At 70.3% G+C, this 25,864-nt stretch carries 21 protein-coding genes and 1 pseudogene; 18 read left to right on the top strand and 4 right to left on the bottom strand.

Annotation, left to right across the window (positions count from 1 at the left end; translation table 11 throughout):
- The first annotated feature begins 301 nt into the window (after nucleotides 1-301).
- From ACRWND_RS11380 to ACRWND_RS11320, 13 genes and pseudogenes are all read left to right on the top strand, one after another.
- Nucleotides 302-4,021, top strand: coding sequence for a ThuA domain-containing protein (locus ACRWND_RS11380; RefSeq protein WP_431948574.1), 3,720 nt, complete (start codon nucleotides 302-304; stop codon nucleotides 4,019-4,021).
- Nucleotides 4,022-4,115: 94 nt separating this feature from the next.
- Entirely contained in the window at nucleotides 4,116-5,270 is a 1,155-nt protein-coding gene (locus tag ACRWND_RS11375) for an inositol-3-phosphate synthase (protein WP_431948573.1), read from the top strand.
- Nucleotides 5,267-6,580: an SCO3242 family prenyltransferase gene (locus tag ACRWND_RS11370; RefSeq protein ID WP_431948572.1), complete on the top strand. Its 1,314-nt coding sequence runs from the start codon at nucleotides 5,267-5,269 to the stop codon at nucleotides 6,578-6,580. The genes ACRWND_RS11375 and ACRWND_RS11370 overlap by 4 nt, the downstream gene beginning before the upstream one ends.
- Nucleotides 6,577-7,434, top strand: coding sequence for a sugar phosphate isomerase/epimerase family protein (locus ACRWND_RS11365; RefSeq protein ID WP_431948571.1), 858 nt, complete (start codon nucleotides 6,577-6,579; stop codon nucleotides 7,432-7,434). Before ACRWND_RS11370 ends, ACRWND_RS11365 begins: the two co-directional genes overlap by 4 nt.
- Nucleotides 7,431-8,069, top strand: a complete 639-nt coding sequence (locus ACRWND_RS11360; RefSeq protein WP_431948570.1) for an EboA domain-containing protein — start codon at nucleotides 7,431-7,433, stop codon at nucleotides 8,067-8,069. Before ACRWND_RS11365 ends, ACRWND_RS11360 begins: the two co-directional genes overlap by 4 nt.
- Nucleotides 8,069-8,917, top strand: coding sequence for a TatD family hydrolase (locus ACRWND_RS11355; RefSeq protein ID WP_431948569.1), 849 nt, complete (start codon nucleotides 8,069-8,071; stop codon nucleotides 8,915-8,917). The genes ACRWND_RS11360 and ACRWND_RS11355 overlap by 1 nt, the downstream gene beginning before the upstream one ends.
- 13 nt (nucleotides 8,918-8,930) lie before the next feature.
- Entirely contained in the window at nucleotides 8,931-10,100 is a 1,170-nt protein-coding gene (eboE, locus tag ACRWND_RS11350) for a metabolite traffic protein EboE (protein WP_431948568.1), read from the top strand.
- Nucleotides 10,097-11,485 (top strand): alkaline phosphatase family protein, encoded by a 1,389-nt coding sequence (locus ACRWND_RS11345; protein WP_431948567.1) that lies wholly within the window; start codon nucleotides 10,097-10,099, stop codon nucleotides 11,483-11,485. The genes eboE and ACRWND_RS11345 overlap by 4 nt, the downstream gene beginning before the upstream one ends.
- 34 nt (nucleotides 11,486-11,519) lie before the next feature.
- The gene (locus ACRWND_RS11340) at nucleotides 11,520-12,557 is read left to right on the top strand and encodes a sugar phosphate isomerase/epimerase family protein (RefSeq protein WP_431948566.1); all 1,038 of its coding nucleotides are present in this window, start codon (nucleotides 11,520-11,522) and stop codon (nucleotides 12,555-12,557) included.
- 521 nt (nucleotides 12,558-13,078) lie between these two features.
- On the top strand, nucleotides 13,079-13,360 hold the full coding sequence (locus ACRWND_RS11335) for a hypothetical protein (protein ID WP_431948565.1): 282 nt from the start codon (nucleotides 13,079-13,081) through the stop codon (nucleotides 13,358-13,360).
- A 239-nt stretch (nucleotides 13,361-13,599) separates the two neighbouring features.
- Nucleotides 13,600-14,343 (top strand): SDR family oxidoreductase, encoded by a 744-nt coding sequence (locus ACRWND_RS11330; RefSeq protein WP_431948564.1) that lies wholly within the window; start codon nucleotides 13,600-13,602, stop codon nucleotides 14,341-14,343.
- Nucleotides 14,344-14,444: 101 nt separating this feature from the next.
- Nucleotides 14,445-14,993: pseudogene (locus ACRWND_RS11325) on the top strand (SDR family NAD(P)-dependent oxidoreductase); the annotation flags it as partial.
- Nucleotides 14,994-15,059: 66 nt separating this feature from the next.
- Nucleotides 15,060-15,383, top strand: coding sequence for a nuclear transport factor 2 family protein (locus ACRWND_RS11320; protein WP_431948563.1), 324 nt, complete (start codon nucleotides 15,060-15,062; stop codon nucleotides 15,381-15,383).
- Between the two features lie 152 nt (nucleotides 15,384-15,535).
- Here ACRWND_RS11320 and ACRWND_RS11315 read toward each other — a convergent pair whose 3' ends face one another.
- The 3 genes from ACRWND_RS11315 to ACRWND_RS11305 form a co-directional block, all read right to left on the bottom strand.
- On the bottom strand, nucleotides 15,536-16,240 hold the full coding sequence (locus ACRWND_RS11315) for a TetR/AcrR family transcriptional regulator (RefSeq protein ID WP_431948562.1): 705 nt from the start codon (nucleotides 16,238-16,240) through the stop codon (nucleotides 15,536-15,538).
- 274 nt (nucleotides 16,241-16,514) lie between these two features.
- Nucleotides 16,515-17,657, bottom strand: a complete 1,143-nt coding sequence (locus ACRWND_RS11310; RefSeq protein ID WP_431948561.1) for an alpha/beta hydrolase fold domain-containing protein — start codon at nucleotides 17,655-17,657, stop codon at nucleotides 16,515-16,517.
- Nucleotides 17,658-17,795: 138 nt separating this feature from the next.
- The gene (locus ACRWND_RS11305; protein ID WP_431948560.1) at nucleotides 17,796-18,140 is read right to left on the bottom strand and encodes a tetratricopeptide repeat protein; all 345 of its coding nucleotides are present in this window, start codon (nucleotides 18,138-18,140) and stop codon (nucleotides 17,796-17,798) included.
- A 353-nt stretch (nucleotides 18,141-18,493) separates the two neighbouring features.
- Between ACRWND_RS11305 and ACRWND_RS11300 the strand changes: the two genes are divergently transcribed.
- Nucleotides 18,494-18,961, top strand: a complete 468-nt coding sequence (locus ACRWND_RS11300) for a hypothetical protein (RefSeq protein ID WP_431948559.1) — start codon at nucleotides 18,494-18,496, stop codon at nucleotides 18,959-18,961.
- Nucleotides 18,962-19,377: 416 nt separating this feature from the next.
- Here ACRWND_RS11300 and ACRWND_RS11295 read toward each other — a convergent pair whose 3' ends face one another.
- Complete coding sequence (locus ACRWND_RS11295) at nucleotides 19,378-19,668, bottom strand: hypothetical protein (protein WP_431948558.1); 291 nt, start codon at nucleotides 19,666-19,668, stop codon at nucleotides 19,378-19,380.
- A gap of 770 nt (nucleotides 19,669-20,438) precedes the next feature.
- Between ACRWND_RS11295 and ACRWND_RS11290 the strand changes: the two genes are divergently transcribed.
- The 4 genes from ACRWND_RS11290 (at nucleotide 20,439) to yicI (ending at nucleotide 25,843) form a co-directional block, all read left to right on the top strand.
- On the top strand, nucleotides 20,439-21,680 hold the full coding sequence (locus ACRWND_RS11290) for an extracellular solute-binding protein (protein ID WP_431948557.1): 1,242 nt from the start codon (nucleotides 20,439-20,441) through the stop codon (nucleotides 21,678-21,680).
- Nucleotides 21,677-22,579, top strand: a complete 903-nt coding sequence (locus tag ACRWND_RS11285) for a carbohydrate ABC transporter permease (RefSeq protein WP_431948556.1) — start codon at nucleotides 21,677-21,679, stop codon at nucleotides 22,577-22,579. Before ACRWND_RS11290 ends, ACRWND_RS11285 begins: the two co-directional genes overlap by 4 nt.
- Before the next feature lie 32 nt (nucleotides 22,580-22,611).
- Nucleotides 22,612-23,397, top strand: coding sequence for a carbohydrate ABC transporter permease (locus ACRWND_RS11280; RefSeq protein WP_431948576.1), 786 nt, complete (start codon nucleotides 22,612-22,614; stop codon nucleotides 23,395-23,397).
- Nucleotides 23,398-23,566: 169 nt separating this feature from the next.
- A complete protein-coding gene (gene yicI, locus ACRWND_RS11275) occupies nucleotides 23,567-25,843 on the top strand; it encodes an alpha-xylosidase (RefSeq protein ID WP_431948555.1) in 2,277 nt (758 codons plus the stop codon).
- Nucleotides 25,844-25,864 lie beyond the last annotated feature (21 nt).

The raw sequence follows: 25,864 nt of genomic DNA, 5'->3' as shown, positions 1-25,864 counted from the left end.
GGGCGTCACCCCAGGTCACCACCAGCAGTCCGCAGCCCGGCGGCCATCGCCGCCGGGCCTGTCGGGCTGCCCGGGCACGCCTTTGTCCTGACCCGGGAGAAAGTTCAACTTCATCGCGTCACAAGGGCTTCCGGTTTTGGACGAACCCGGCTACCGTCCCTGAGGTGCACAGGACACAAGCCTGAAACACAAGGCCGGTCCTTGCACACGGCACCTCCGACCAGCGTGGCGGCGCACGCCGGTCCCCGGATCTTCCGCACGGCAGCTGCATCCGCCCGTACGACCTTCCCGGAGGACATTCGTGCACAGAAAACGGTCCGCAGCACCAAGAACCCGATTCAGGCAAGGACTCGCGCTCCTCACCGGCGGCCTGCTGGCCGCCACGTCCCTCGTCGTCTCCGCCCCCTCGGGAGCCTTCGCCCGGTCCCTCGGCACGGAGCCCGCGGCAGCGGCGGCGGAGCAGTTCCAGCAGGTCACCCTCGCCAAGGGGGAGCCGGAGACCGGCGAGCCGATGTCGCTTGCGGTCCTGCCCGACCGCAGTGTGCTGCACACCTCGCGGGATGGCGAGCTGCGCAGGACCGACGCGGCCGGCGAGACCACCGTCATCGGCACCGTCCCTGTCTACACGCACGACGAGGAAGGCCTGCAGGGCGTCGGTATCGACCCGAACTTCGACGAGAACCGGGCGATCTTCCTCTACTACGCGCCCCCGCTCGACACCCCCGCGGGCGACGCGCCCGACCAGGGCACCGCGGCCGACTTCGCCAAGTTCGAGGGCGTCAACCGGCTCTCGCGCTTCACGCTGAAGGACGACTGGACCCTCGACCTCGCCAGCGAGAAGAAGGTCCTCGACGTCGCCACCACGCGCGGCATCTGCTGCCACGTCGGCGGTGACATCGACTTCGACGCCGAGGGCAACCTGTATCTGTCGACCGGCGACGACTCCAACCCCTTCGCCTCCGACGGCTACTCACCCCTCGACGACCGTCCGGGCCGCAATCCCGCCTACGACGCGCGCCGCACCTCGGGCAACACCAACGACCTGCGCGGCAAGCTGCTGCGGATCAAGGTCGCCGACGACGGGTCGTACACGATCCCCGAGGGCAACCTCTTCGCCCCGGGCACCGAGAAGACCCGGCCCGAGATCTACGCCATGGGCTTCCGCAACCCGTTCCGCTTCAGCGTGGACAAGAAGACCGGCATCGCCTACGTCGGCGACTACGGTCCCGACGCCGGAACGGCCAACCCCGGGCGCGGCCCCGGCGGCCAGGTCGAGTTCGCCCGCGTGACGAAGGCCGGCAACTTCGGCTGGCCCTTCTGCACCGGTGACAACGACCCGTACGTCGACTACGACTTCGCGACCGGGCAGTCGGGCGAGACCTTCGACTGCGCCGCGCCGAAGAACGACTCCCCGTACAACACGGGCCTGACCGACCTGCCGCCCGCGCAGGCCGCGTGGATCCCCTACGACGGCGGCTCCGTTCCCGAGTTCGGTTCCGGTTCCGAGTCCCCGATGGGCGGCCCGGTCTACCGGTACGACCCCGAGCTGGACTCCCCGGTGAAGTTCCCCGAGGCCTACGACGGCGACTTCTTCGCCGGCGAGTTCGGGCGGCGCTGGATCAAGCGCATCGAGCAGGGCGAGGACGGCACCGTCCAGTCCATCAACGACGTCCCGTGGACCGGGACCCAGATCATGGACATGGCCTTCGGCCCCGACGGCGCGCTGTACGTCCTCGACTACGGCACCGCCTGGTTCGGCGGCGACGAGTACTCCGGGCTCTACCGGATCGAGAACGCCACCGACGGCCGCTCCCCGAGCGCCGAGGCGTCCGCCAGCAAGACCTCGGGCACCGCGCCGCTGAAGGTCACCTTCTCCTCGGCCGGCACCACCGACCCCGACGGCGACACGCTCTCCTACAGCTGGGACTTCGGTGACGGCGGCACCTCCACCGCGGCGAACCCGGCGTACACCTACCGCAAGAACGGCACCTACACCGCGACCCTCACGGTGGAGGACCCGACCGGGCGCACCGCGACGGCCAGTGCCCACGTCGTCGTCGGCAACACCGCGCCCAAGGTGACGCTCGACCTGCCCGCCGAGGGCCACCTGTTCGAGTTCGGCGACGAGATCCCGTTCAAGGTGACCGTCACCGACCCCGAGGACGGGACCATCGACTGCTCCAAGGTCACGGTGAACTACGTCCTCGGCCATGACAGCCACGGCCACCCCCTGACCTCCGTCAAGGGCTGCTCCGGCACCATCAAGACGTCCGCCGACGGCGGCCACGACCCCAACGCCAACATCTTCGGCGTCATCGACGCCGAGTACACCGACGGCGGAGGCGGCGGCCAGGAGGCGCTCGCCGGCCATGACCAGGCGCAGCTGCAGCCGCGCCACCGGCAGGCCGAGCACTTCACCTCCTCGTCCGGCGTCGACCTCTTCGACAAGGCCGAGGCCCACGGCGGCCGCACCGTCGGCAACATCGACAACGACGACTGGATCTCCTTCAAGCCGTACAACCTCACCGGCTCCGTCCGGCTGACCGCCCGGGTCTCCTCCGGCGGCTCCGGCGGTTTCCTCGAGGTGCGCACCGGCTCGGCCACCGGCCCGATCCTGGGCTCCGCCCCCGTCCCGGTGACCGGCAGCTGGGAGACCTTCCAGGAGATCGACGTACCGCTGCGCGCCGTGCCGAAGAAGACCACCGAGCTCTTCCTGGTCTTCAAGGGCGGCTCCGGAGCGCTCTACGACCTCGACGACTTCGAGATCTCCGACGTGCCGGCCGACCGCGCCGCCAAGCGGGTCCTGGTCTTCTCCCGGACGGCGGGCTTCCGCCACGACTCCATCCCCACCGGCGTCGCCGCGCTGAAGGAGCTCGGCGCCACCGCCAACATCACCGTCGACGCCACCGAGGAGCCGCGCCAGTTCACCAGCAACAACCTGGCGCGCTACGACGCGGTGGTGTTCATGTCGACCACCGGTGACGTCCTCAACGCCGAGCAGCAGCAGGCGTTCGAGAACTACGTCAAGGGCGGAGGCGCCTACATGGGCGTGCACGCCGCCGCCGACACCGAGTACGACTGGCCCTTCTACGGCGGCCTCGTCGGCGCCTACTTCCAGTCGCACCCGCAGATCCAGAAGGCCACCGTCCGCGCGGAGGACCACGACCACCCGGCCACCGCGCACCTTGACGCGGCCGGCTGGGAGCGCACCGACGAGTGGTACAACTACCGCACCAACCCGCGTGGCCAGGCCCGCATCCTCGCCACCCTGGACGAGACCACCTACCAGGGCGGCACGATGAAGGGCGACCACCCCATCGCGTGGTGCCAGACCTACCAGTCCGGCCGCTCCTTCTACACCGGTGGCGGTCACACCAAGGAGTCCTACGCCGAGCCGGCCTTCCGCCAGCACCTGCTGGGCGGACTGCGCTACGCCGTCGGACAGGTCAAGGCCGACTGCACGCCGCAGAAGGGCTACCGCGACCTGTTCAACGGCCACACCCTGGAGGGCTGGAAGCAGGCGGGCCCCGGCAAGTTCAACGTCGTGAACGGTGAACTGCGCACCGAGGGCGGCATGGGTCTGCTGTGGTACCAGGCCAAGCAGTTCGGCTCGTACTCGCTGAAGTTGGACTGGAAGCTGGACGGGGACGACAACTCCGGGATCTTCGTAGGCTTCCCGGCCTCCGACGACCCGTGGTCCGCGGTGGACAACGGCTACGAGATCCAGATCGACGCCACCGACGCCCCCGACCGGACCACCGGCTCGATCTACACCTTCAAGTCGGCCAACCTCACGGCCCGTGACCAGGTGCTGCGTCCCCCGGGCCAGTGGAACAGCTACGAGATCAAGGTCCAGGGTGAGCGGGTCCAGGTCTTCCTCAACGGAGTCAAGATCAACGACTTCACCAACACCGATCCGGTCCGCAGCCTGAAGGACGGCTACATCGGCCTGCAGAACCACGGGGCCGACGACCAGGTGTCCTTCCGGAACATCCAGATCAAGGAACTGCCCTCCTCGTAGGGCGGGTCCTGCCGGCACCCACGAGCCGGCGGCGGGCGGGGAGACGCCGTGCCCCCGCCCGCCGCCACCCACCACTCGCACCAGGGAGGCAGCCGTGACGAATCCGTCCGCTCCGGCACCGGCATCGGACAACTCCTCGCCCCCGCGCACCGGCGTCTGGCTCATCGGAGCCCGCGGCTCCGTCGCCACCACCGCCGTCGCGGGATGCGCGGCGGTCAGCGCGGGGCTCCACCCCGCGACGGGCATGGTGAGCGAGACCCCGCCCTTCGCGGCGGCTGGACTCGCACCGCTGCCGTCCCTGGTGTTCGGCGGCCACGACACAGCCGCCTGCCCGCTGGGCAAGCGGGCGGAACAACTCGCCGAGGGCGGCGTACTGCCGCACGGCCTGCCGACCGCGCTCCACGCCGAACTCGCCGCCGCGGATCAGGAGATCCGCACCGGCGGACCGATCCCCGGCGACACCCGCGGCGACGAGGAGCTGATCGCGGCGTTCGCGGCCGACATCACCGCCTTCACCCGGCGCAATGGCCTGGCCCGGACCGTCGTCGTCAACGTGGCCTCCACCGAACCCGTCCCCGAGCCCGGCAGCGACCGCCTGCCGGCGAGCTCTCTCTACGCCGCGGCGGCCGTCGAGGCCGGATGCGCCTATGTGAACTTCACCCCCTCCACCGGTATACGGACCCGGGCCCTCGCCGAGGCGGCCCGCTCCCGCGGCCTTCCCTTCGCCGGGCGGGACGGCAAGACGGGGCAGACCCTGCTCCGCTCCGTCCTGGCGCCGATGTTCGTGCAACGCGCCCTGGCGGTGCGCGCCTGGTCCGGCACCAACCTGCTCGGTGGCGGCGACGGCGCGGTCCTCGCCGATCCGGCCGCGGCCGCCGCGAAGAACGCGGGCAAGGAGCGCGTCCTCGCCGACGCCCTCGGCGCCGCCCCGCAGGGGGAGGTGCACATCGACGACGTCCCGGCCCTCGGAGACTGGAAGACGGCCTGGGACCACATCGCCTTCGACGGCTTCCTCGGTACTCGCATGGTTTTGCAGACCACCTGGCAGGGCTGCGACTCCGCCCTCGCGGCCCCGCTCGTCATCGATCTCGCCCGCTTCGCGGCCCGGGCCCACGAGGCCGGCATCAGCGGTCCCCTCCCGGAGCTCGCCTTCTACTTCAAGGACCCCGACCCGGGCGCCCCGGCGTCCCTGTCGGAGCAGTACGGCGAACTGCTGGACTTCGCCACCAGGCTGGGGGATTCCCGGTGACGGTTGCCGGCGCGCGGCGACTGCGGACCCTGGCCGTCGTGGCCGCCCTCGGCGTCGTCACGGCCTTCGCCACGCGCGGCCCATCGCGCCGCTTACAGGGCGGCACGGCCGCGGAGGCCGCCGCGCGGACGGGGGAGCGCGCCACGCCTGTGTCCGGGGCGGAGGAGGGAGCCGCCCCGGACAGCAGCGCGGGCACGGATCAGGCAGCGGCCGCCCACAGGGCCGGCAGCCACCGAAGAGCCCCCGCCACGGCTGCCACTGCCACCGATAGCGAAGACGCCGTCACCACCGACGCCGCAGCGGGTGCCGGCGATGCCGGCGCGGTGCAGCCCGCGCCGCGCGCGCGGCTGTGGGACTGGGCCGAACTTTTGCGTGTGTCCGCACTGTTCACCGTTCCCGGCGACGCCCTCGCGGGCGCCGCCGCGACCGGACAGGCGCCTCGCCGCGGGACTTTCCTCGCCATCGGCACCTCGCTGTGCCTCTACCACGCGGGCATGGCGCTCAACGACTGGGCCGACCGCGACGAGGACGCCGTCGACCGCCCTCACCGCCCCCTTCCGTCGGGTCGGATCAGCCCGGCCGCCGCACTGACGGCCGCCACAGCGCTCACGGCGGCCGGCCTGGCGCTCGCGGCTCGCGCGGGACGTATCCCGCTCACCCTCGCCACCACCCTCGCGGCCACGGTCTGGGCGTACGACTTACGCCTGAAGCACACGGCGGCCGGCCCCGCCGCCATGGCCGCGGCGCGTGCCCTCGACCTGGTGCTCGGTGCGGCGGCCACCCGTCCCCGGGCGTTGCCCGCCGCGCTGCCCCACGCCGCCCTGCTCGGCGCGCACACCTACGCGGTGACCACCGTCTCCCGCAACGAGACCCAGGGCGGCTCCAGCGCGGCACCGTTCGCCGCGCTGGTCACGACCACGGCGATCGCCGCCGTCACCGTCGACGCCGCCCGGACGGTGCGCCACCTGCGCGCGTCGGCCAGCCCGGCCCAGGGCACCGCCCGGCACGGGGCGGGCGGTACCCTGCGGGGGCGACCGGCGCCACCGACCAGGCAGGCACCGGCACTGCCCCGCCTCGTCACGGAACTGGCCTCCGCCGCCTACGCCGGCACCGCGCTCACCCCCTTCCTGCACGCGGCCCTCAACCCGTCACCGCCCCTCACCCAGCGCGCTGTCGGCGGCGGGATACGCGCCATGATCCCGCTGCAAGCCGCCCTGGCCGCCCGCTCCGGCGCGGGGGTCCCCGCGATGGCCGTTCTCGCTCTCGGTCCCGTCGCCCGTCGCGTCGCCAGGAAGGTGAGCCCCACATGAGCCTGCGCTTCGGCTACGGAACCAACGGCCTCACCGACCTCCGTCTCGACGACGCCATCGCCCTCCTCGCCGACTACGGCTACGAGGGCGTCGGACTCACCCTCGACCACATGCACCTCGATCCCCTCGCCCCCGACCTCGCCGCCCGTACCCGGCGCCTCGCGCAACGGCTGTCCTTCCTCGGTCTCGACGTCACCGTCGAGACCGGCGCCCGCTATGTCCTCGACCCGCGCCGCAAGCACGGCCCCTCCCTCCTCGACCCGGACCCCGACGCCCGCGCCGCGCGCACCCGGCTGCTCGTGCGAGCCGTCCAGGTCGGCGCCGACCTCGGGGCCCACGCCGTGCACTGCTTCAGCGGGATCATGCCTGCCGGCACCTCGCCCGCCACCGCCTGGCAGCGCCTCCAGGACGCCCTCGCACCCGTTCTGGACGCGGCGTCCACCGCGGGGATCCCCCTCGCTGTCGAGCCCGAGCCCGGTCACCTCCTTGCCTGCCTCGCCGACTTCCACCATCTCCGCGGACTGCTCGGCGACCCCGAACCCCTCGGGCTCACCCTCGACATCGGCCACTGCCAGTGCCTGGAGCCGCTGGCCCCCGCCGACTGCGTCAAGCAGGCCGCACCCTGGCTGCGCCACGTCCAGATCGAGGACATGCGCCGCGGCGTCCACGAACACCTCCCCTTCGGTGACGGGGAGATCGACTTCCCACCCGTTCTCCAGGCCCTGGTGGACAGCGGTTACCAGGGCCTGACCGTCGTCGAACTTCCCCGGCACTCCCATGCCGGCCCCGAACTCGCCCGCGCCTCCCTTCCCTTCCTGCGCTCCCACACCCCCACGAACGGAGCCATGGCATGACGACACCCACCCGCGAAGGCCTCCCCGGCCGGCTCGGCGACCCCGCCCGCGCCTGGCTCGACGCGGCCCTAGCCGAAGCCCGAGCCGCCGCCCCCGGCGGAGCCACGGACGGCGACACCCCCACGCCACCCTCCACCCCGCTTGCCTGGGAACGGCACTTCGCTTCCGCGGGCCGCCACTGCGGCCAGGAGCACGCCGACGGCGTCCGTGTGCTCCTCCTGCGGGAGGCTCGCGCCGACGCGGCCACCCTGACCCGTCTGTACCGGCAGGGCACGGCCGCGGAACGCCGCGCCGTCCTCCTGGCGCTGGCCCACCTCGAGCCGGCCCCCGCCTGCGGGGTGCCCCTGATCGAGGACGCCCTGCGCACCAACGACACGCGGCTGGTCGCCGCCGCCGTCGGCCCCTACGCCGCCGCGCACCTCGATCCGCACACCTGGCGTCACGCCCTCTTGAAGTGCCTCTTCACCGGAGTGCCGCTGGCCGCGGCCTCCCGGCTGGAGCAGAGGGCGCACGGCGACGCCGAACTGGCCCGCATGCTCGGCGACTACGCCGCGGAACGCACCGCCGCGGGCCGGCCCGTCCCCGCGGACCTCCACCGCGTCCTCGCCCTGACGTCCCGGACGGAGGAGTCCTGATGCGCATCTTCGACCCCCACATCCACATGACCTCCCGCACCACGGACGACTACGAGGCCATGTACGCCGCCGGTGTCCGCGCCCTGGTGGAACCCTCCTTCTGGCTCGGCCAGCCGCGCACCTCCCCCGAGTCCTTCTTCGACTACTTCGACTCCCTCCTGGGCTGGGAACCCTTCCGCGCCGCGCAGTACGGCATCGCCCACCACTGCACCGTCGCCCTGAACCCCAAGGAGGCCAACGACCCGCGGTGCCTGCCCGTCCTCGACGAGCTGCCCCGCTTCCTCGTCAAGGACAACGTGGTGGCCGTCGGCGAGATCGGTTACGACTCGATGGCCCCTGCCGAGGACGCCGCCCTGGCCACCCAGCTCCAACTCGCCGCCGACCACGGGCTGCCCGCCCTCGTCCACACCCCGCACCGCGACAAGCTCGCGGGCATGCGCCGCACCATCGACGTCGTCCGCGAGTCGGCACTCGACCCCGAACGGGTCGTGCTCGACCATCTGAACGAGACCACGGTCAAGGAGGCCGCCGACAGCGGCTGCTGGCTGGGCTTCTCCATCTACCCCGACACCAAGATGGACGAGGACCGCATGGTCACCGTGCTGAAGACCTACGGCACAGAGAAGATGCTGGTCAACTCGGCGGCGGACTGGGGGAAGAGCGACCCCCTCAAGACCCGCCGGACCGCCGACGCGATGCTCGCCGCCGGCTTCACCGAGGACGACGTCGACCAGGTCCTGTGGCGCAACCCCGTCGCCTTCTACGGCAGCAGCGGAAGACTGCAGCTCGACACCCCCGCCCCGGGGGACCTGCACGAGGGGAACTCCATCCTCCGCGGCGGGGAATGAGGGGGCAGCACCGATGCGCTTCCGGCACCCCGACGGCTCGATCGTTCACTTGGCCTACTGCACCAACGTCCATCCCGCCGAAACGCTCGAGGGAGTCCTCTCCCAGCTCCGCGACCACTGCGAGCCGGTCCGGAAACGGCTCGGGCGGGACCGCCTCGGCATCGGTCTGTGGCTCGCCAAGGACGCTGCGCACGCCCTCCACACCGATCCGGCGGCACTGCGCGGCCTGCGTACCGCACTCGACCGCCGCGGGCTCGAGGTCGTCACCCTCAACGGCTTCCCCTACCAGGGCTTCGGCGCCGCCGAGGTCAAGTACCGGGTGTACCGACCGGACTGGACCGAACCGGATCGGCTCGCCTACACCAGCGGCCTCGCCGACCTCCTCGCCGCCCTGCTCCCCGCCGACGTCGGCGAAGGCTCGATCTCCACCCTCCCGCTCGCCTGGCGCACCCCCTGGGACGACCGCGCCGCGCGGACCGCCAGGGCCGCCCTGACCACGCTGGCCGAACGGCTCGACGCGCTGGCCGAACTCACCGGCAAATCCATCAGGATCGCCCTGGAACCCGAACCCGGGTGCATCGTCGAGACCACCACGGACGCGATCGAGCCCCTCAGCGCGATCGCCCACCCGCGCATCGGCGTGTGCGTCGACACCTGCCACCTCGCCACCTCCTTCGAAGAACCCGCCGCCGCGCTGAACGCGCTCACCGCAGCGGGCATCACCATTCCCAAGGTCCAGCTCTCCGCCGCTCTCCACGCAGAGCACCCTCACCTGCAGGGCGTACGCGACGCGCTCGCCGCCTTCTCCGAACCCCGCTTCCTCCACCAGACGCGCGCCCGCACCGCCGGCGGATTGCACGGCACCGACGACCTCCACCAGGCGCTCACCGAAGGGCCGCTTCCCACCGGCGCGCCCTGGCGCGCCCACTTCCACGTGCCCCTGCACGCCTCGCCCGCGCCACCGCTCACCTCCACCGTTCCCGTCCTCAAGGACGTCCTGGCCCGACTCGTCGGCGGGCCGACCCCGCTGACCCGCCACCTCGAGGTCGAGACCTACACATGGCAGGCCCTGCCCGCCGAGCTGCGCCCGCGCACCAGGGCCCAGCTCGCCGACGGCATCGCCGCGGAGCTCGGCCTCGCCCGCGACCTCCTCCACGACCTCGGCCTGAAGGAACTCCCATGACCGACGCCGCTGGGCCGTCCCCGCTCCTCGTTCTCGACATCGTCGGCCTCACTCCCCGGCTCCTTGACCACATGCCGCGTCTGAAACGTCTCGCGGGCACCGGCTCGCGCGCTCCGCTGGGAACCGTCCTGCCCGCGGTGACCTGCGCCGCCCAGTCCACCTTCCTCACCGGTGCGCCGCCCGCGGAACACGGCATCGTCGGCAACGGCTGGTACTTCCGCGAACTCGGCGAGGTCCTGCTGTGGCGCCAGCACAACGGCCTCGTCGCCGGCGACAAACTGTGGGACGCCGCCCGCCGCGTCCACCCGGGATACACCGTGGCCAACATCTGCTGGTGGTACGCCATGGGCGCTGACACCGATGTCACGGTCACGCCGCGCCCCGTCTACTACGCCGACGGCCGCAAGGAGCCCGACTGCTACACCAGGCCCCCCGAGCTCCATGACGAGCTGACCGAAGCATTCGGCACCTTCCCCCTGTTCCACTTCTGGGGCCCCGGAGCCGACCTGGTCTCCAGCCGTTGGATCATCGACGCCACCCGGCACATCCTGCGGACCCGCACACCCGACCTCGCCCTGTGCTACCTCCCGCATCTCGACTACGACCTGCAGCGCTTCGGCCCTGACGACCCCCGGTCCCGCCGCGCGGCCACCGAGCTGGACCAGGCCCTGGCCCCGCTCCTGGACGACGCGCTCCGGGAGGGCCGCACGGTGGTGGCGCTCTCCGAATACGCCATCACACCCGTGAGCCGGCCCGTGGACATCAACCGCGAGCTTCGGCACGCCGGGCTGCTCGAGGTCCACACACAGGACGGCATGGAATACCTCGACGCGATGGCCTCCCGTGCGTTCGCGGTCGCCGACCACCAGATCGCGCACGTGTACGTGCGACGTCCCGAGGACCTCGAGGCCACCCGCAAGGTCCTCGCCACTCTGCCCGGCGTCGCGGAACTCCTCGACGACGAGGGCAAGAAGCGCTACGGCCTGGACCACCCCCGCTCCGGTGAACTCGTCGCCGTGGCCGAGCCGGACGCCTGGTTCACGTACTACTACTGGCTCGACGACGACAGGGCGCCCGACTTCGCCAGGCTCGTCGAGATCCACCGCAAACCCGGCTACGACCCCGTCGAGCTGTTCATGGACCCCGAGGATCCCTACGTCCGCGTCAAGGCCGCCACTGCCCTGGCCCGCAAGAAGCTCGGCATGCGCTACCGCATGGCGGTCGTGCCGCTCGATCCCTCGCCTATTCGCGGCAGCCACGGCCGTCTCCCGGCGAGCGACGACGAAGGTCCGCTCATCATCTGCTCCGTCCCGCATGCCGTCGGTGGCCGCGTCGCGGCCACCGAAGTGAAGTCCCTGCTCCTGCGCTTGGCAGGACTCCACTGAACCACATGTCACCGACGCCAAGGAGTTATCCACAATGACTGGTACGCGTCGTCACAGCACCCCCGACCCGGAGCTCAGCCGCAAGCTCAGCAGACGTGGCATGCTCGGCGTCGCCGCAGGAGCCACCGCGGCCGCCCTCCTGGGCGCGACCGCCCCCACCGCCGCCGCCCACGGCAAGGGCCACGGCCGTCCCGTCGTGCCTCCCGGCCGCCTCGGCATCCAGCTGTACTCGCTGCGCGACAAGGTCTCCACCCTCGGCTTCGCCCCCGTCTTCGCGGAGCTCGAGAAGTACGGATACGACGAGATCGAGTACGCCGGCTACACGCAGGGCTCCGCGGGGGCCATCACGCTCGCCCAGCTGCGCCGGCTCGCCCGCGATCACGGACTGAAGGCCATCGGGAGCCACGTCGGCTACTACGACGACGGCAACCCGGGGGCCTACACCTTCGCCCAGAACCTGACGAAGGTCCTCGACGACGCGGAGGCCCTCGGGCTGAAGCACATCGGGACCGCCTCCGGCCCCTGGCGGTACGGCAGCACCGTCGACGGCTGGAAGCGCTGCGCCGAGGAGTTCAACGAGTACGGAGCCGCGGCCAAGGCCCGGGGCATGAAGTTCTACCAGCACAACCACGCGGAGGAGTTCTCCTTCGCTACCGACCGCCCGAACGTGCGCCTCTACGACGTCCTTCTCGCCGAGACCGACCCGGACCTGGTCTACCTGGAGATGGACATCTACTGGGCCTACGCGGGTCAGTTCCGCTTCTCCAAGCGGGAGGACGGCACCCCGGCCCCCTTCGACCCGCTGCGTTACGTACTGAAGCAGCCCGACCGCTACCCCCTGTTCCATGTCAAGGACGGTGAGCGCGACGACACCGCCCGCGACGGCTACCGCATGGTCGACGTCGGGGACGGTGACATCGACTACCAGCGGTTCATCTCGGCTGTGACACGGACACACGGCGGACGCCTCGACCACCACTGGCAGACCGAGCACGACACGCCGACCGATTCGTTCAGCTTCGCCCGCAAGTCGAGTGCGCACCTGCACGCGTTGCGTGAGAAGGACTGCTGACGCGGTGTCGTCATCCGTCTGACAGCCCGTCCGGCTGTCCTCGGGGCCCCGTGCCCGCCGCTCGGGGCGGCCGGGGCCGTCCGTCTTCTCGTGAAAGGCCGGGCTTGCGTGTCGCCGTGACTTCGGGCAGATCCGGACCCGTGGCGACACGCAAGTCCGTGACCAGTGTCGCAGCACTTTCCTCGCGGCTGCGGGGATACCCTGCGCGGGGTGTCCCGAGGCGGTGGTGAACGTGCGCCGGCCGTGGTCGGTGACGAGGATTCACCCGTCGGGAGGTCCTGAAGCGATGGTTGGTGATTACGGTCCGTGGTGGATCGGTTGATGCCTCATCATCCCGTGCTCATCAGGACCTTGAGGGTCGACGCCGTCGCCGGAGTCCACCGTTCGCCGTAATTGACGCGCCGTTGCGTGACACAGCGTAACGACCGCCCGTCGTGCGGCGCGGATGTCCTCGACGCAGGCTCTTCATGTCGGAACCCTGCGGGCACCGCCACGGTGCCCGTCGAGACAGGAGAGTCAGTATGCGTGTTTCCCGTTGTGCGGCCGCTCTCGGCGTGGCCTCTGTCGTACTGCTGGGTGGTGCCACCGCTGCCGGTGCCGCGGCCCCGGACCTCGTCCGCGGGCACGGAACCCACGTCACGGGCGACCACGGTCGCGGCTACGACCGCGGCCACGGCGGCCACGGTCGCCACCGTGACTTCAACCGTTTCGACCGCGGCTTCTTCGGCTCCTACTTCTTCGGCTCCTACTTCTTCGGCCCCTACCTCTTCGACCCCTTCTTCTTCGGCGGTCGCTTCCGCTGACCTCCATCCGGCCTGAACGTCGAAGGCGCGACGGCCGTCGGTTCCCGGGCCGCCACCCCGTACGGGGTGGCGGCCTCGGCGCGCAGGGGGCCCGCGCCGCGGGTCGCCCCCTGCCCTGTTATCGACGCTAACGAGTTTCCGCTATCGTCGCTTGCGCTTTCGACGCTAACGTGGCAGTGTTATCGGTGGAAGCGGGGAGACGGAAGGAGTCGCCCCCATAGCTCGATCAGGAGACTGCCATGACCGAGACCAAAACCGCCCGCCGCGTCGCGCTCGTCACGGGCGGTTCCCGCGGCATCGGCCGGGAAGTCGCCCTTCGTCTGGCATCCGACGGCCAGGCGGTCGTCATCGCCTACGCCGGCAACCAGGCTGACGCCGACGCGACGGTCGCGCAGATCGCCGCCGCCGGAGGTTCCGCCCTCGCGGTACGGGCCGACGTCGCGGACGAGGAGGCGGTCCGGGCGCTCTTCGACGCAGCGGAGCGGGAGTTCGGCGGGGTGGACGTGGTGGTCAACTCGGCCGGACTCATGATCCTGAACACCGTGGCGGACTTCGACCTCGACGCCCTGGACCGCATGCACCGCACCAACATCCGCGGCACCTTCGTCGTCAACCAGCAAGCGGCCCGCAGGCTCCGCGACGGTGGCGCGGTGATCAACGTGTCCACGTCCCAGACGCGGATCGCCACACCGACCTACGCCGCGTACGCGGCGTCCAAGGGTGCGGTAGAGGCGATCAGCCTGATTCTGGCCCGCGAGCTGCGCGGCCGCGACATCACGGTGAACGCCGTCGCGCCCGGCCCGGTCGCCACTGACCTGTTCCTGAAGGGCAAGGACGAGGCGACGATCGAGCGGTTCGCGAAGATGAACCCCCTCGAGCGTCTCGGGTCCCCCGAGGACGTCGCCACGATCGTCTCCTTCCTGGCAGGCCCCGGTCGCTGGATCAACGGCCAGACGATCTACGCCAACGGCGGAGCGGCCTGACCTCGAGCCGCCCTCATCCTGGCTCAGCCCGGCCCGGCCGGCACGCCCGTCGCCGGATGCCCGGTCGGCTCGGCGCATGCCCGCAACCCGCACCCGAGCAGGTGGGCACCCAGCGGGTGAACCGCGCCGCCCTGCCGCACCTGCGGGCCCAGGGGCACGGTCTGCTGCTCTGGGTCGGCTCCAGCAGCACGCGCGGGGGGACCCCGCCCTACCTGGCCCCGTACTTCGCGGCGAAGGCGGCCATGGACGCCCTCGCCGTCAGCTACGCTGCGGAACTCGCCCGCTTCGGCATCGACACCTCGATCGTCGTCCCCGGTGTCTTCACCTCCGGCACCAATCACTTCGCCAACGCGGGTCATCCCGCCGACGCTGACACCGTCGCGGCATACCAGAGCCGCTACGAGGGCTTGATCGAGCAGGTCGGCCGCGCCCTGGCGGCCGTCACCCCGGAGGACGCCGACGTCGTAGAGGTGGCACGAGAGATCGTCCGCGTCGTCGGACTCCCCGCCGGCAAGCGGCCCTTCCGTACCCACATCGACCCCGCCGACGACGGCTCGGGGGTCGTCTCCGCGGTCGCCGACCGGATTCGCGCGGAGTTCTACCGCCGGATCGGCCTGGAAGATCTGCTGTCCCCCCGTGCCGGGGCCTGATGCCCCGAGGCACCTCGTCCCGCGGGGATCCGGTGCACGCTCATCGACATCGACAAGGAGACCACCATGACCACCACGCCGGACCTTTCCGGGCTTCCCGAACCAGTCAGGCGCGCTGTGGAGGCGGCGAACGCTCATGACACCGCGGGCTTTCTCGACCTGTTCACCGAGGACGGCGCGGTGGACGACTGGGGGCGCCGCTTCGTGGGCCGTGAAGCCCTCGAGACATGGAGCGACCGCGAGTTCATCGGCGTCAAGGTCTCCCTGCGGATCACGGCGGTGAGCCGCAGTGGGAGCCAGGTGATCGTCTCCGCCCAGGTCGGTGGCAATGGTTTCAACGGCCCCTCGGACTGTTCGCCTTCACGGTCGAAGGGGACAGGATCGCCCTGATGCGGATCACCGGCTGACCGGCCGGTGGTGGGAACAGCGAGGAGGGCCGGTGGAAGCGCCACAGGAAGGTCGATCACGAGTCATCGCGGCGCGTGCACCGCGGCAGCCGTGAGGCCGCCGCGGCGCACGCCGCAGCCCGGCACGCGCACGGCTCAGGCGGACTGGGTGATGCGGTCCAGCAGCTCGGTCAGCAGGATGCGTTCCCCGGGGGTGAGGATCTCCTCGATCTCGGGGAGCACGGCCTTGAAGGCGACGGTACGGGCGATCGCCCGGCGCTCTTCAGCAGGGGACTCTCCGGGCTCCGCCGTGGTGATGGCAGCGAGTAGGGCCTCGCGCGTCCGCGGCGACAGGTCCGCGTCGCGGGCCTCGGGCGGCATGGCGTTCAGCGTCAGGACCACCCCGCAGCCGGCAGCGTGGATCATGAGCATGGCGCGTTCGACGCCGACCTTCAGTCGGCCCGCCTCGGCGACCCGGCTCACCAGGCCGCGCAGGACGTTGAAGGACTCCTTCACGGCCTCCGGCTCCGCCCCGGGCCTGGGCTGGGCGAACATCAGCTGGTAGATCTCCGGGTGGGCCACCCCGAACTCGATGTGCAGGTCCCAACCCCAGCGCAGGTCCTCGATGGGATCGGCGGCCCGGGCCCGGTCGGTCTTGCGGTGCAGGTAGTCTGCGAAGCCCTCCGCCGCGACGGCGTCGAGCAGGCCCTGCATGTCGCCGAACTGCCGGTAGATGGTCGGCGGCTGAACGGCCGCCGCCCTGCTGACCGACCGAGTGGAGACCGCGTCCCGGCCGCCCTCGGCGAGCAGGGCAGCGGCGGCGGACATGATCCGCTCCCTGGTGGTCGCCCTCTCGTCCATGAATCAACGATAACAAGAACTTGTTACCAAAGGAACCACTCTCCGTCGATGGGGCGCAAAAGGGCGGCCCTCGGGTGCCCGCCCCTTCCACGCCCCGTGTCGTGCCGGGGCTTGGAGGTCGCGTGGACAGGGCGGGGCGGCGTCGCGGGTCGACGGCTCTCGCCCGGCGGCGTTCTCGTCGGTCGCCGCAGCTGCGCTGCGGCTGCCTTCCCCGCCTTGTCGGGCTCGGCCCTCGACCCGCTCTTTACCCCACCGCGCCTCTCGGCGCGACGTCTTACTTGCCGGGGTCGGCAGCCCCGTGCAGCGCCTCGCGGAGCGCCGCGGTCACCTCGGCCACCGCCTTCTTGTTGGACTCCGTCTCGCGCAGGGCGTTGAGCATCATGAAGTCGTGTGTGATCTTCGGGTAGTGCGTCAGCTGAACGGGCACTCCGGCCTCGCGCAGCTTCTGCGCGTACGCCGTGCCCTCGGAGTACAGCACGTCCGAGTCCGTGATCATCAGCGCCGACGGCAGGCCGCGGAGATCGCTGACCGGGGCGCGCAGCGGGGACGCCAGCGGGTTCTGCCGGTCCTTCAGGTCCGGTGCGTAGGCGTCCCAGAACCACTTCATCGCGGGCTTGGTCAGCCAGCAGTTCTCCGCGAAGCGGTGATACGAGGCCGTGTCGAAGTTCGCGTCCGTGACCGGGTACAGCATCACCTGACGGCGGAAGTCGGGTCCGCCGCGCTGTTCGGCCATCATCGCCACGGCAGCCGTCATGTTGCCGCCGACCGAGTCGCCGGCGACGGCCAGGCGCGAGGGGTCGACCCCGATCTCGCCGCCGTTGGCGGCGACCCACTTGGCCACGGCGTACGCCTGCTCGATCGCCACGGGGAACCGGGCCTCGGGGGAGGGGGTGTAGTCGACGAAGACCACCGCCGCCTGCGCGCCGTTGGCCAGCTCGCGTACCAGGCGCTCATGTGTCGAGAAGTTGCCGAGTACCCAGCCGCCGCCGTGGATGTAGACGATCCCGGGCAGGTCCCCCTCGGCGCCTTCGGGCCGTACGACGTGCACCGACACCGGGCCGGTCGGTCCTCCGGGCACCGTCCGCCGGCTGATCTGCGCCGGCAGCATGTCCACCGGTCCCGCCTGCAACGTGTCCAGCACTTCTCGGGCAGCCGGGTAGGAGAGCGAGTACAGCGGCGGGCCCCCGGCAGCCGCCAGCTGGTCGAGGAAGGTCTGGGCCTGGGGGTCCAGCTCCACCGGCGGATTGCCGCAGGGCACCTTCGGCGCCGGCGTGTCGGCAGGCACCGCGTGGTCGACGCGCATGGCGTTCGACGTCTTCTCACCGCAGGCGGTGAGGCTCGCGGCGGCGGCGAGCAGGACTGCGACGGCGTAGCGTGCCCTGCGTCGCGCTATGGACCGGACGTGCGGACAGGTCATTGCGGGTCTCCGAACCGTGGTCTGTCATGGGCCCCCACGTGAGCAGCCTGCGGAGGCGACACGGTTCGGACAATTCGGGATGGGCCGGGGGAGTGGCCCGCGGACGCGGCACGCTCCACGGTCTTCCCCGGCCTGGGCTCACACGGCGACGAGGTCCCAAGCCGTCATCGTGTCGGCGAGCCGCAGGTGGGGGGCCGCTTCGGCGAGACGGCCCTGACGCTCGAGCGTGCGGCCGAGAAGGAGGTGGGCATGTGCGTCCTGCGGCTCGGCGCGCAGCAGGTCGCGCAGTTCCGCCTCCGCTCGCGAGAGCTGCGCGGAGAAGTAGTACGACCTGGCCAGCAGCATGCGCACCGCCATGTTGCGGGGCGCGATCTCCACGATCGACGCGAGCGTCCGTGCCGCGGCCGCGTAGCGTTGCCGGTTGAAGAAAAGTACGGCGCGCTTGAACGTCTCCGTGGTCGGACTGCTCATGTCGGTGCCCATGGCGGCATCACCTCGAGGTACGGCGAACTCCTTGACAGGGGCTTCAACCGGAACCAGTGTCGCATTTGTTCCACCGCCGATCCGGATCCGGGAGCTCCCTCTCCGTATCCGACGCAAAGCTGAGCGTGCTCGTCGGGCCCGTCGCGCCCCGGTCGGGTTGCACGCCTCACCCGCTTGGAGGAACGTGACTGCGTGGCTGTGCGGGCGCCCCGGAGGCCCGGCGTTCCCCGCCCCCTCCGTCGTCCCCGCAGCCCAAGCCCCTCAACCCCCGCTTACCGGCACAGCGGCTTCAGGGGCCGCACCCTCGTCCTCGACCGCCACCCCTGCGGCAGCGGCCAGGAAGGCAGGCCGAGATGTCACTCCTCCGTACCCTTGCGCTGACCGTCACCTCCGCCGCGCTGGCGACCGTGGCGGCGGCCGCCCCCGCCTCGGCAGGCGTCAGCGTTCCGGCGGCCCAGGCCTTCGCGCCCGCGGCCGAGCCGACCCAGGCCACGGTCCTGGTCACCTGCTTCGGCCGGGGGCTGGTCATGCCCCCCGACTTCCTGCTGGCCTGCGGGGACGGGAACGACCGGCTGGGCGGCCTGTACTGGTCGCACTGGGGCAGTGACTATGCCGTGGGAACCGGTTACGAGGAGGCCAACGACTGCGATCCCTACTGCGCGGCGGGCCACTTCCACAGCTTCCCGGTCAAGATCAGGCTGTCCGACCCCAAACCCTGGACCGGCGACCCGAAGCTGCGGCACTTCACCAAGCTCACGATCACCTATGTCGACACCGAGCCTTCCTGGCCGCACGACCCGGTCCGCGAACTGTGGGACTGAACAGGCGCCCGACCGCGTGACGGGGCTGAGCACGGCCGCGCGCCCGACCGTGGGGACGATGCTGACCCGTTCATGAGGGCGACGGCCCGCTCCTGAGGAAGGCAGCGAAGGCGCTCATGCCTCATGCCCTGTGCCGTCACACGCCGAAGCGGCCCCCCATGAGGGGCCGCTTCCGCTGCTGCCTGCAATGATCCTTTCCGGCTGCCGTCCAGGCACCCGCGGCTGCCGCCCTCCGCCCGCCGCACAGCAGCCTCGCCGCCGACCGCCACCGCCCGAACCAGGGGCCCGGACGGCCCGGGTCCGCGGAGCCGCCGCCGGGCGGGCCGTCATCAGCGGCACATCAGGCGGCTGAACGGGGAGCCGCTGCCGGGCGGGCCCGTCGCCGGGCGGGCCCGCCGGCCGCCTGTCATAGGACCTCAGCGGAAGAAGGGTCCGTAGAAGCCGGTCCCGTAGAAGCCGGGGTAGAAGCCGTAGTAGCCGCCGTAGCCCCAGCCGCCCCAGCCGTAGCCGTTACCCCAGCCCCAGCCGCCGTGGCCGCCCCAGCCGCCGTGTCCGCCGCCCCAGCCGCCGCCTTGCGGTGCGACGGACTGCGCAGTGACGGGTGCGGTCTGTGGCGTCGCCGCGCTGGCCGCGGTGGCTCCGGCGAAGGCGAGCAGGGGCGCCACCACAGCGGCGGCGGCGATCCTGCGGATGGTAAGCGTGCGCATGACTCCCCCTTCGGGGATCTGGACTTCTTCGGGTCGCGGTCCGCACGGAGCTGACCGCCGTCGCGCGGGAACCTGCGGCATCCCGGCGGATAGGGGTGCGGTCGCAGGGGAGCGACGCACCTTGCGGACGTGGAACGCCGGAACAGATGTCTGTAGTTGAAGACGTCCCTATATGCACGGTAGGCACGTTTTGCACCGCCAGTCAAAGGGATCTGGCAAAAAGTGCGCACCGCTCCTTTGTGCCCTACTCTGACGCTCTTTCGGCCGTCCGCCCCGTAGAGGCTCCGCCGGCCTGACGGGCCCCGAAATCCCTTTGTACGCCGGTTGGTTGAGGATGCATCGAGCTTCCCGCGCGGGCCGGAAACCGCACATCGCAGGGGCTGGTGTGGAAACTGTGACAGAAGAGACGAAATTGCCCATGAGCGCCAAGGGGAACTCCGCGGGAATTCGGAGCGAGTGAGTCCGAATCGTCGCCAAGCGCTTCCGCGCCGATGACGGAAGCGCTGTGTCCCTAGGTCGTCACTGCGGGCATCCGGTGCGGCGTCATGCAGTCGTCGTACCGGCGTGACGCTTCAAAATCCCTGGTCGGCGATTTGTTAACACCATTGACATACTCGCGATCGCTGCATACGGTCCTGCGTCGAAGCGCTTCGACGCGTCGCATCGAAACATTCGATGGACGCCTCACTCGTCCGGCCCAGGTGGAGGTCACTTCAATGTTGAAGGTGCGCAGACCGCTGGCTCTCGCAGCAGCTGCCCTTGCGGGCGCCATGCTCATCACTTCGTGCGCAAGCTCGGACGGCGATGCGCAGGGCGACGGAAAGACGCTCAAGCTGTGGCACTACGAAGCTCCGAACAGTGCCATGGGCATCGCCTGGAACCAGGCGATAGAGGAGTTCAAGAAGAGCCACCCCGGCGTCAAGGTCGCGTTCGAGGCGAAGGGCTTCGAGCAGATCCAGAAGACGGCCTCGATGGTGCTCAACTCGAGCAACGCCCCTGACCTCATGGAGTACAACAAGGGCAACGCCACGGCCGGCCTGCTGGCCAAGCAGGGCCTGCTCACCGACCTCACCCCGCAGGTCACCAAGAACGGCTGGGACAAACTGCTCAGCCCGAGCGTCACCACCACCAGCCGCTACGACGCCAAGGGCGTCATGGGCTCCGGCAACTGGTACGGCGTCCCGAACTTCGGCGAGTACACGATGGTGTACTACAACAAGGACCTCTTCGCGCAGAACGGCGTGAAGGTCCCGACCACGTTCGACGAGTTCGAGCAGGCTCTCGCCGCCTTCAAGGCCAAGGGGATCACCCCGCTCGCCAACGGCGGTGCCGAGTACCCGGCCCACCAGTACCTGTACCAGCTCGCCCTGACCAAGGCCGACCGCAGCTGGGTCGACTCCTTCGAGCTCTACAAGGGCAAGGCGGACTTCCACGACGCCGCCTGGACGTACGCCGCCAACACCCTCTCGGACTGGGTGAAGAGGGGCTACATCGCCAAGACCAGCAGCGGCGCGAAGGCCGAGGACGCCGGTGTCTCCTTCATCAGCGGCAAGTCCCCGATCTTCTTCTCGGGCAGCTGGTGGTACGGCCGCTTCCGTGACGAGAACAAGTTCCAGTGGGGCTCGTTCCTCTTCCCCGGCACCAAGCTGACCCTCGGCTCCGGCGGCAACCTCTGGGTCGTGCCGAAGAACGCCAAGAACAAGCAGCTGGCCTACGACTTCATCGACATCACGATGAAGAAGGGGATCCAGAACACCCTCGGCAACAACGGCGGTGTGCCTGTCGCGGCCGATCCCTCGGCGATCACCGACCCCAGTTCCAAGGAGCTGATCGAGAACTTCAACAAGGTCTCGTCCGAGGACGGCCTCGCCTTCTACCCGGACTGGCCGGTCCCCGGCTTCTACGACGTGCTGGTATCGGCCACCCAGAAGCTGATCACTGGCAGCGCGAGCCCCGACGCGGTCCTCGACGAGCTGCAGAAGGCCTATGACGCGGGTGCGCCCACGTCATGAGCGTCCGACCCCTCCGGCTGCGCAATCCCTACGCGCTGTACCTGATCCCGGGTGTCATCGCCTTCCTGGCCGTCGTGATCGTGCCGTTCGCGATGAACATCTACTTCAGCCTCACCCACTGGCAAGGTGTCGGTTCGCCGACCTGGGCCGGGCTGGAGAACTACCAGGAGTTGATGAAGGACTCGCGGTTCTGGGAGTCCTTCCGGCACAGCGTCGCCATGGTCCTGGCGATGGCGGTGATCCCCACCGCGGTAGGCCTCGTGGTGGCTGCGGCGCTGTTCGACTTTATCGGCAAGCACTTCGGTTCGAAGCTGGCCAGTGTGCTGCGTGCCTGCTTCTACCTCCCCCAGGTCCTGCCCATCACCGTCGCGGGCATCGTCTGGAGCTGGATCCTCGCCCCTGAGAACGGCTCGCTCAACGAGCTGCTGAAGGCGGTCGGCCTGGGTTCGCTCCAGCAGGACTGGCTGGGTGACCCGAAGTTCGCGCTCTACAGCGTGATGGCCGTCATGGTCTGGGTGCAGCTGGGCTTCCCCGTCGTGATCTTCATGGCGGGACTCCAGCGGGTCGACCCCTCGCTCTATGAGGCGGCCGAGCTGGACGGGACGAACTGGTGGCAGCGTTTCTGGCACGTGACGCTGCCTCAGATCCGCCCCGAGATCTACGTGGTGATGCTGTGGTGCACCATCGCCGCCCTGAAGGTCTTCGGCGCGGTCTACGTCCTCACCAAGGGCGGACCCGCCGACGCGACCATCGTTCCGTCCTACTTCTCCTTCTCGACCTTCTTCGAGAAGACCGACGTCGGCTACGGTTCGGCGATCGCGACGGTCCTCACCCTGATCATCCTGGCGCTGACCACGGTCGGCCTGCGCTTCCAGACCCGATCGGAGGACGCACAGTGAAGGCGCTCAAGCGCTACCCGGTGCTGGTGGCGATGAGCCTCGGCGCGGTCTTCATGGTGCTGCCGCTCCTGATCGTGCTCATCAACGCGCTGAAGTCGCCGGCCGACTACTCCGCGCACGGCCCGCTCTCCCTGCCCCAAGGCCTTCATCTGGACGGCCTGAAGGACTTCTGGACGCGGGTCGACTTCGGGCACACGCTGCTGAACTCGGTCGTGATCTCCGGTTCCGTCGCGGTGTTCGGCGTGATCCTCTCGGTGCTCAACGCCTATGCGATCGGCATCGGCAGGATCAAGGGCAAGGCGTACTTCCTCGCCTTCTTCGTGCTGGCCAACGTGCTGCCGCAGGAGGCCCTGGTCTACCCGCTCTACTACCTGTCCAAGCAGGTGGGGCTCTACGACACGAGGCTGAGCCTGATCATCGTCTTCAGCGTCGTGCAGGCGGCCTTCGGCACGTACCTCCTCTCCTCGGTGCTCGGGGCCTTCCCGAAGGAGATCATCGAGGCGGCCAGGATCGACGGCGCCAACAGCTGGCAGATCCTTTGGCGGATGGTGGTCCCGGTCAGCCGGCCCACCCTGGGCGTCCTGCTGGTGTTCTTCTTCATCTGGACCTGGAACGAGTTCCTGCTCCCTCTTGTCATGCTGCCGTCGAACGACAACCAGACCGTTTCGGTGGCGCTCGGCGTGCTGCAGGGACAGCGTCTGATGGACGCGACGATGACCAACGCGGCCGGGCTCCTCGGCGCGCTGCCCGCCATCGTCTTCTTCCTCCTCTTCCAGCGGACCCTGACCCGAGGCATCGCCGTCGGCGCCGTGAAGTGATCCGCGCCCGGACCGCGTCGTCCGAGGCCTGACGGGTGGCGGCCTCCCGCCTCCCGCCCGTGGCTCTGCCTCCGCTCCTCCCCCTCCCGGGGAAGGAGGCAGAGCCACCCCCCTTCGCCCCCACTCGTACCGAGACGCCGGTGGCCGCCCACCGGGAAAGGCATCGACCATGAAGTTCACCAACGGATACTGGCTGCTGCGCGAAGGCGTCACGGCGGCGTATCCGGCCGAGGTCCTCGATGCCGTGCCGGGCCCCGGAACCCTGCGCGTCCACGCCCCCACCCAGCACATCCGGCACCGCGGCGACACGCTCAAGGGCCCGCTCGTCACCGTGGACTGCACCGCGCCGATGCCCGGCGTCATCGGTGTGCGGATCACCCACTTCGAGGGCGGCGTCGAGACCGGGCCGAACTTCGAGCTGCACCACGAGCCGCACGAGCCCGTCGTGACCGTCGACGAGGAGCAGGCCGTCCTCACCTCCGGCGAGCTGAGCGTCCGCTTCCGCCTCGACGGCGAGTGGCGGATGGAGTTCCAGGCCGACGGACGCACCCTCACCAGCAGTGATGTCAAGGCCATGGCGCTGATGGAGACTGCCGAGGGGGAGCACCACATCCGCGAGCAGCTCCGGCTGGCCGTCGGCACCTCCGTCTACGGGCTCGGCGAGCGCTTCGGACCCCTCGTCAAGAACGGCCAGACCGTCGACATCTGGAACGCCGACGGCGGCACGAGCAGCGAGCAGTCCTACAAGAACGTCCCCTTCTATCTGACCGACGCCGGCTACGGCGTCTTCGTCGACGACCCCGGCAAGGTCTCCTTCGAGGTCGCCTCCGAGCAGGTCTCGCGCGTCCAGTTCAGCGCCGAGCGCCAGCAACTGCAGTACTACGTCATCCACGGCCCCACGCCGAAGGAGATCCTGCGCAAGTACACCGCGCTGACCGGTCGTCCCGCCCTGCCGCCCGCCTGGTCGTTCGGGCTGTGGCTGACCACCTCCTTCACCACCTCCTACGACGAGCAGACCGTCACCGGGTTCGTCGAGGGGATGGCCGAGCGCGACCTGCCGCTGTCCGCCTTCCACTTCGACTGCTTCTGGATGCGCGAGTTCAACTGGTGCGACTTCGAGTGGGACCCGCGCGTCTTCCCCGACCCCGAGGGCATGCTGCGCCGGCTGAAGGAGCGCGACCTGCACATCTGCGTGTGGATCAACCCCTACATCGCCCAGCGCTCCCCGCTCTTCGCCGAGGGCAAGGCCGCCGGCTACCTTCTCAAGCGCCCCGACGGCGGAGTCTGGCAGTGGGACCTGTGGCAGCCCGGCATGGCCCTGGTCGACTTCACCAACCCCGACGCCTGCGCCTGGTACGCCTCCAAGCTCGAGGCCCTGCTCGACATGGGCGTCGACTGCTTCAAGACCGACTTCGGCGAGCGTGTCCCCACCGACGTCGCCTGGTTCGACGGCTCCGACCCGGAGCGGATGCACAACTACTACACGCAGCTCTACAACAAGACGGTCTTCGACGTGCTGCGCAAGCACCGCGGAGAGGGCGAGGCGGTGCTCTTCGCCCGCTCCGCCACGGCCGGCGGCCAGCAGTTCCCCGTGCACTGGGGCGGCGACTGCGAGTCCACGTACGAGTCGATGGCCGAGTCCCTGCGCGGCGGCCTGTCCCTCGGCCTGTCCGGCTTCGGCTACTGGAGCCATGACATCGGCGGCTTCGAGGGCCTGCCCGACGCCGGCCTGTTCAAGCGCTGGATCGCCTTCGGGATGCTCTCCTCGCACAGCCGGCTGCACGGCTCCTCCTCCTACCGCGTGCCGTGGCTCTTCGACGAGGAGGCCGTGGACGTCCTGCGCCACTTCACCAAGCTCAAGCTCGGCCTCATGCCCTACCTCTACGCCACCGCGCACGAGGCGCACACCGAGGGCGTCCCGATGATGCGCGCCATGGTGCTGGAGTTCCCGGACGACCCGGGCTGCGCCTCGCTGGAGCGCCAGTACATGCTCGGCGGGGACCTGCTCGTCGCGCCGGTGTTCTCCGAGGACGGCGAGGTGTCGTACTACGTGCCCGAGGGCACCTGGACGCACTTCACGACCGGCGAGAAGGTCACCGGCCCGCGCTGGGTGCGCGAGACCCACGACTACCTCAGCGTCCCGCTGCTGGCCCGGCCCGGCTCCGTGATCCCGGTCGGCTCGGTCGACGACCGCCCCGACTACGTGTGGGCCGACGACGTGACCGTCCGGGTGTTCGAGCCGGCCGACGGCTCCCGCACCACCGTGCGGATCCCCCGCGAGGACGGCACGGCCGCGGCCGAGATCACCGTCGTGCGCGAGGGCTCCACGCTGCGGGCCGAGACCTCCGACGCGTCCCTGCCGTGGGGCGTCGAGGTCGCCGGCGGTCCCTCCGCGCGTGCCGCCGCCGGTACCGGCGTCCTCACTCTGGAGCTCGCCGGCTCCTGAGGACGGCACGGCACAGAACAA

Source organism: Actinacidiphila sp. bgisy167 (assembly GCF_965342175.1).
Taxonomy (GTDB): Bacteria; Actinomycetota; Actinomycetes; order Streptomycetales; family Streptomycetaceae; genus Actinacidiphila.
Note: the sequence above shows the minus strand (reverse complement) of the source record. Positions and strands in the feature narration are given on the sequence as shown.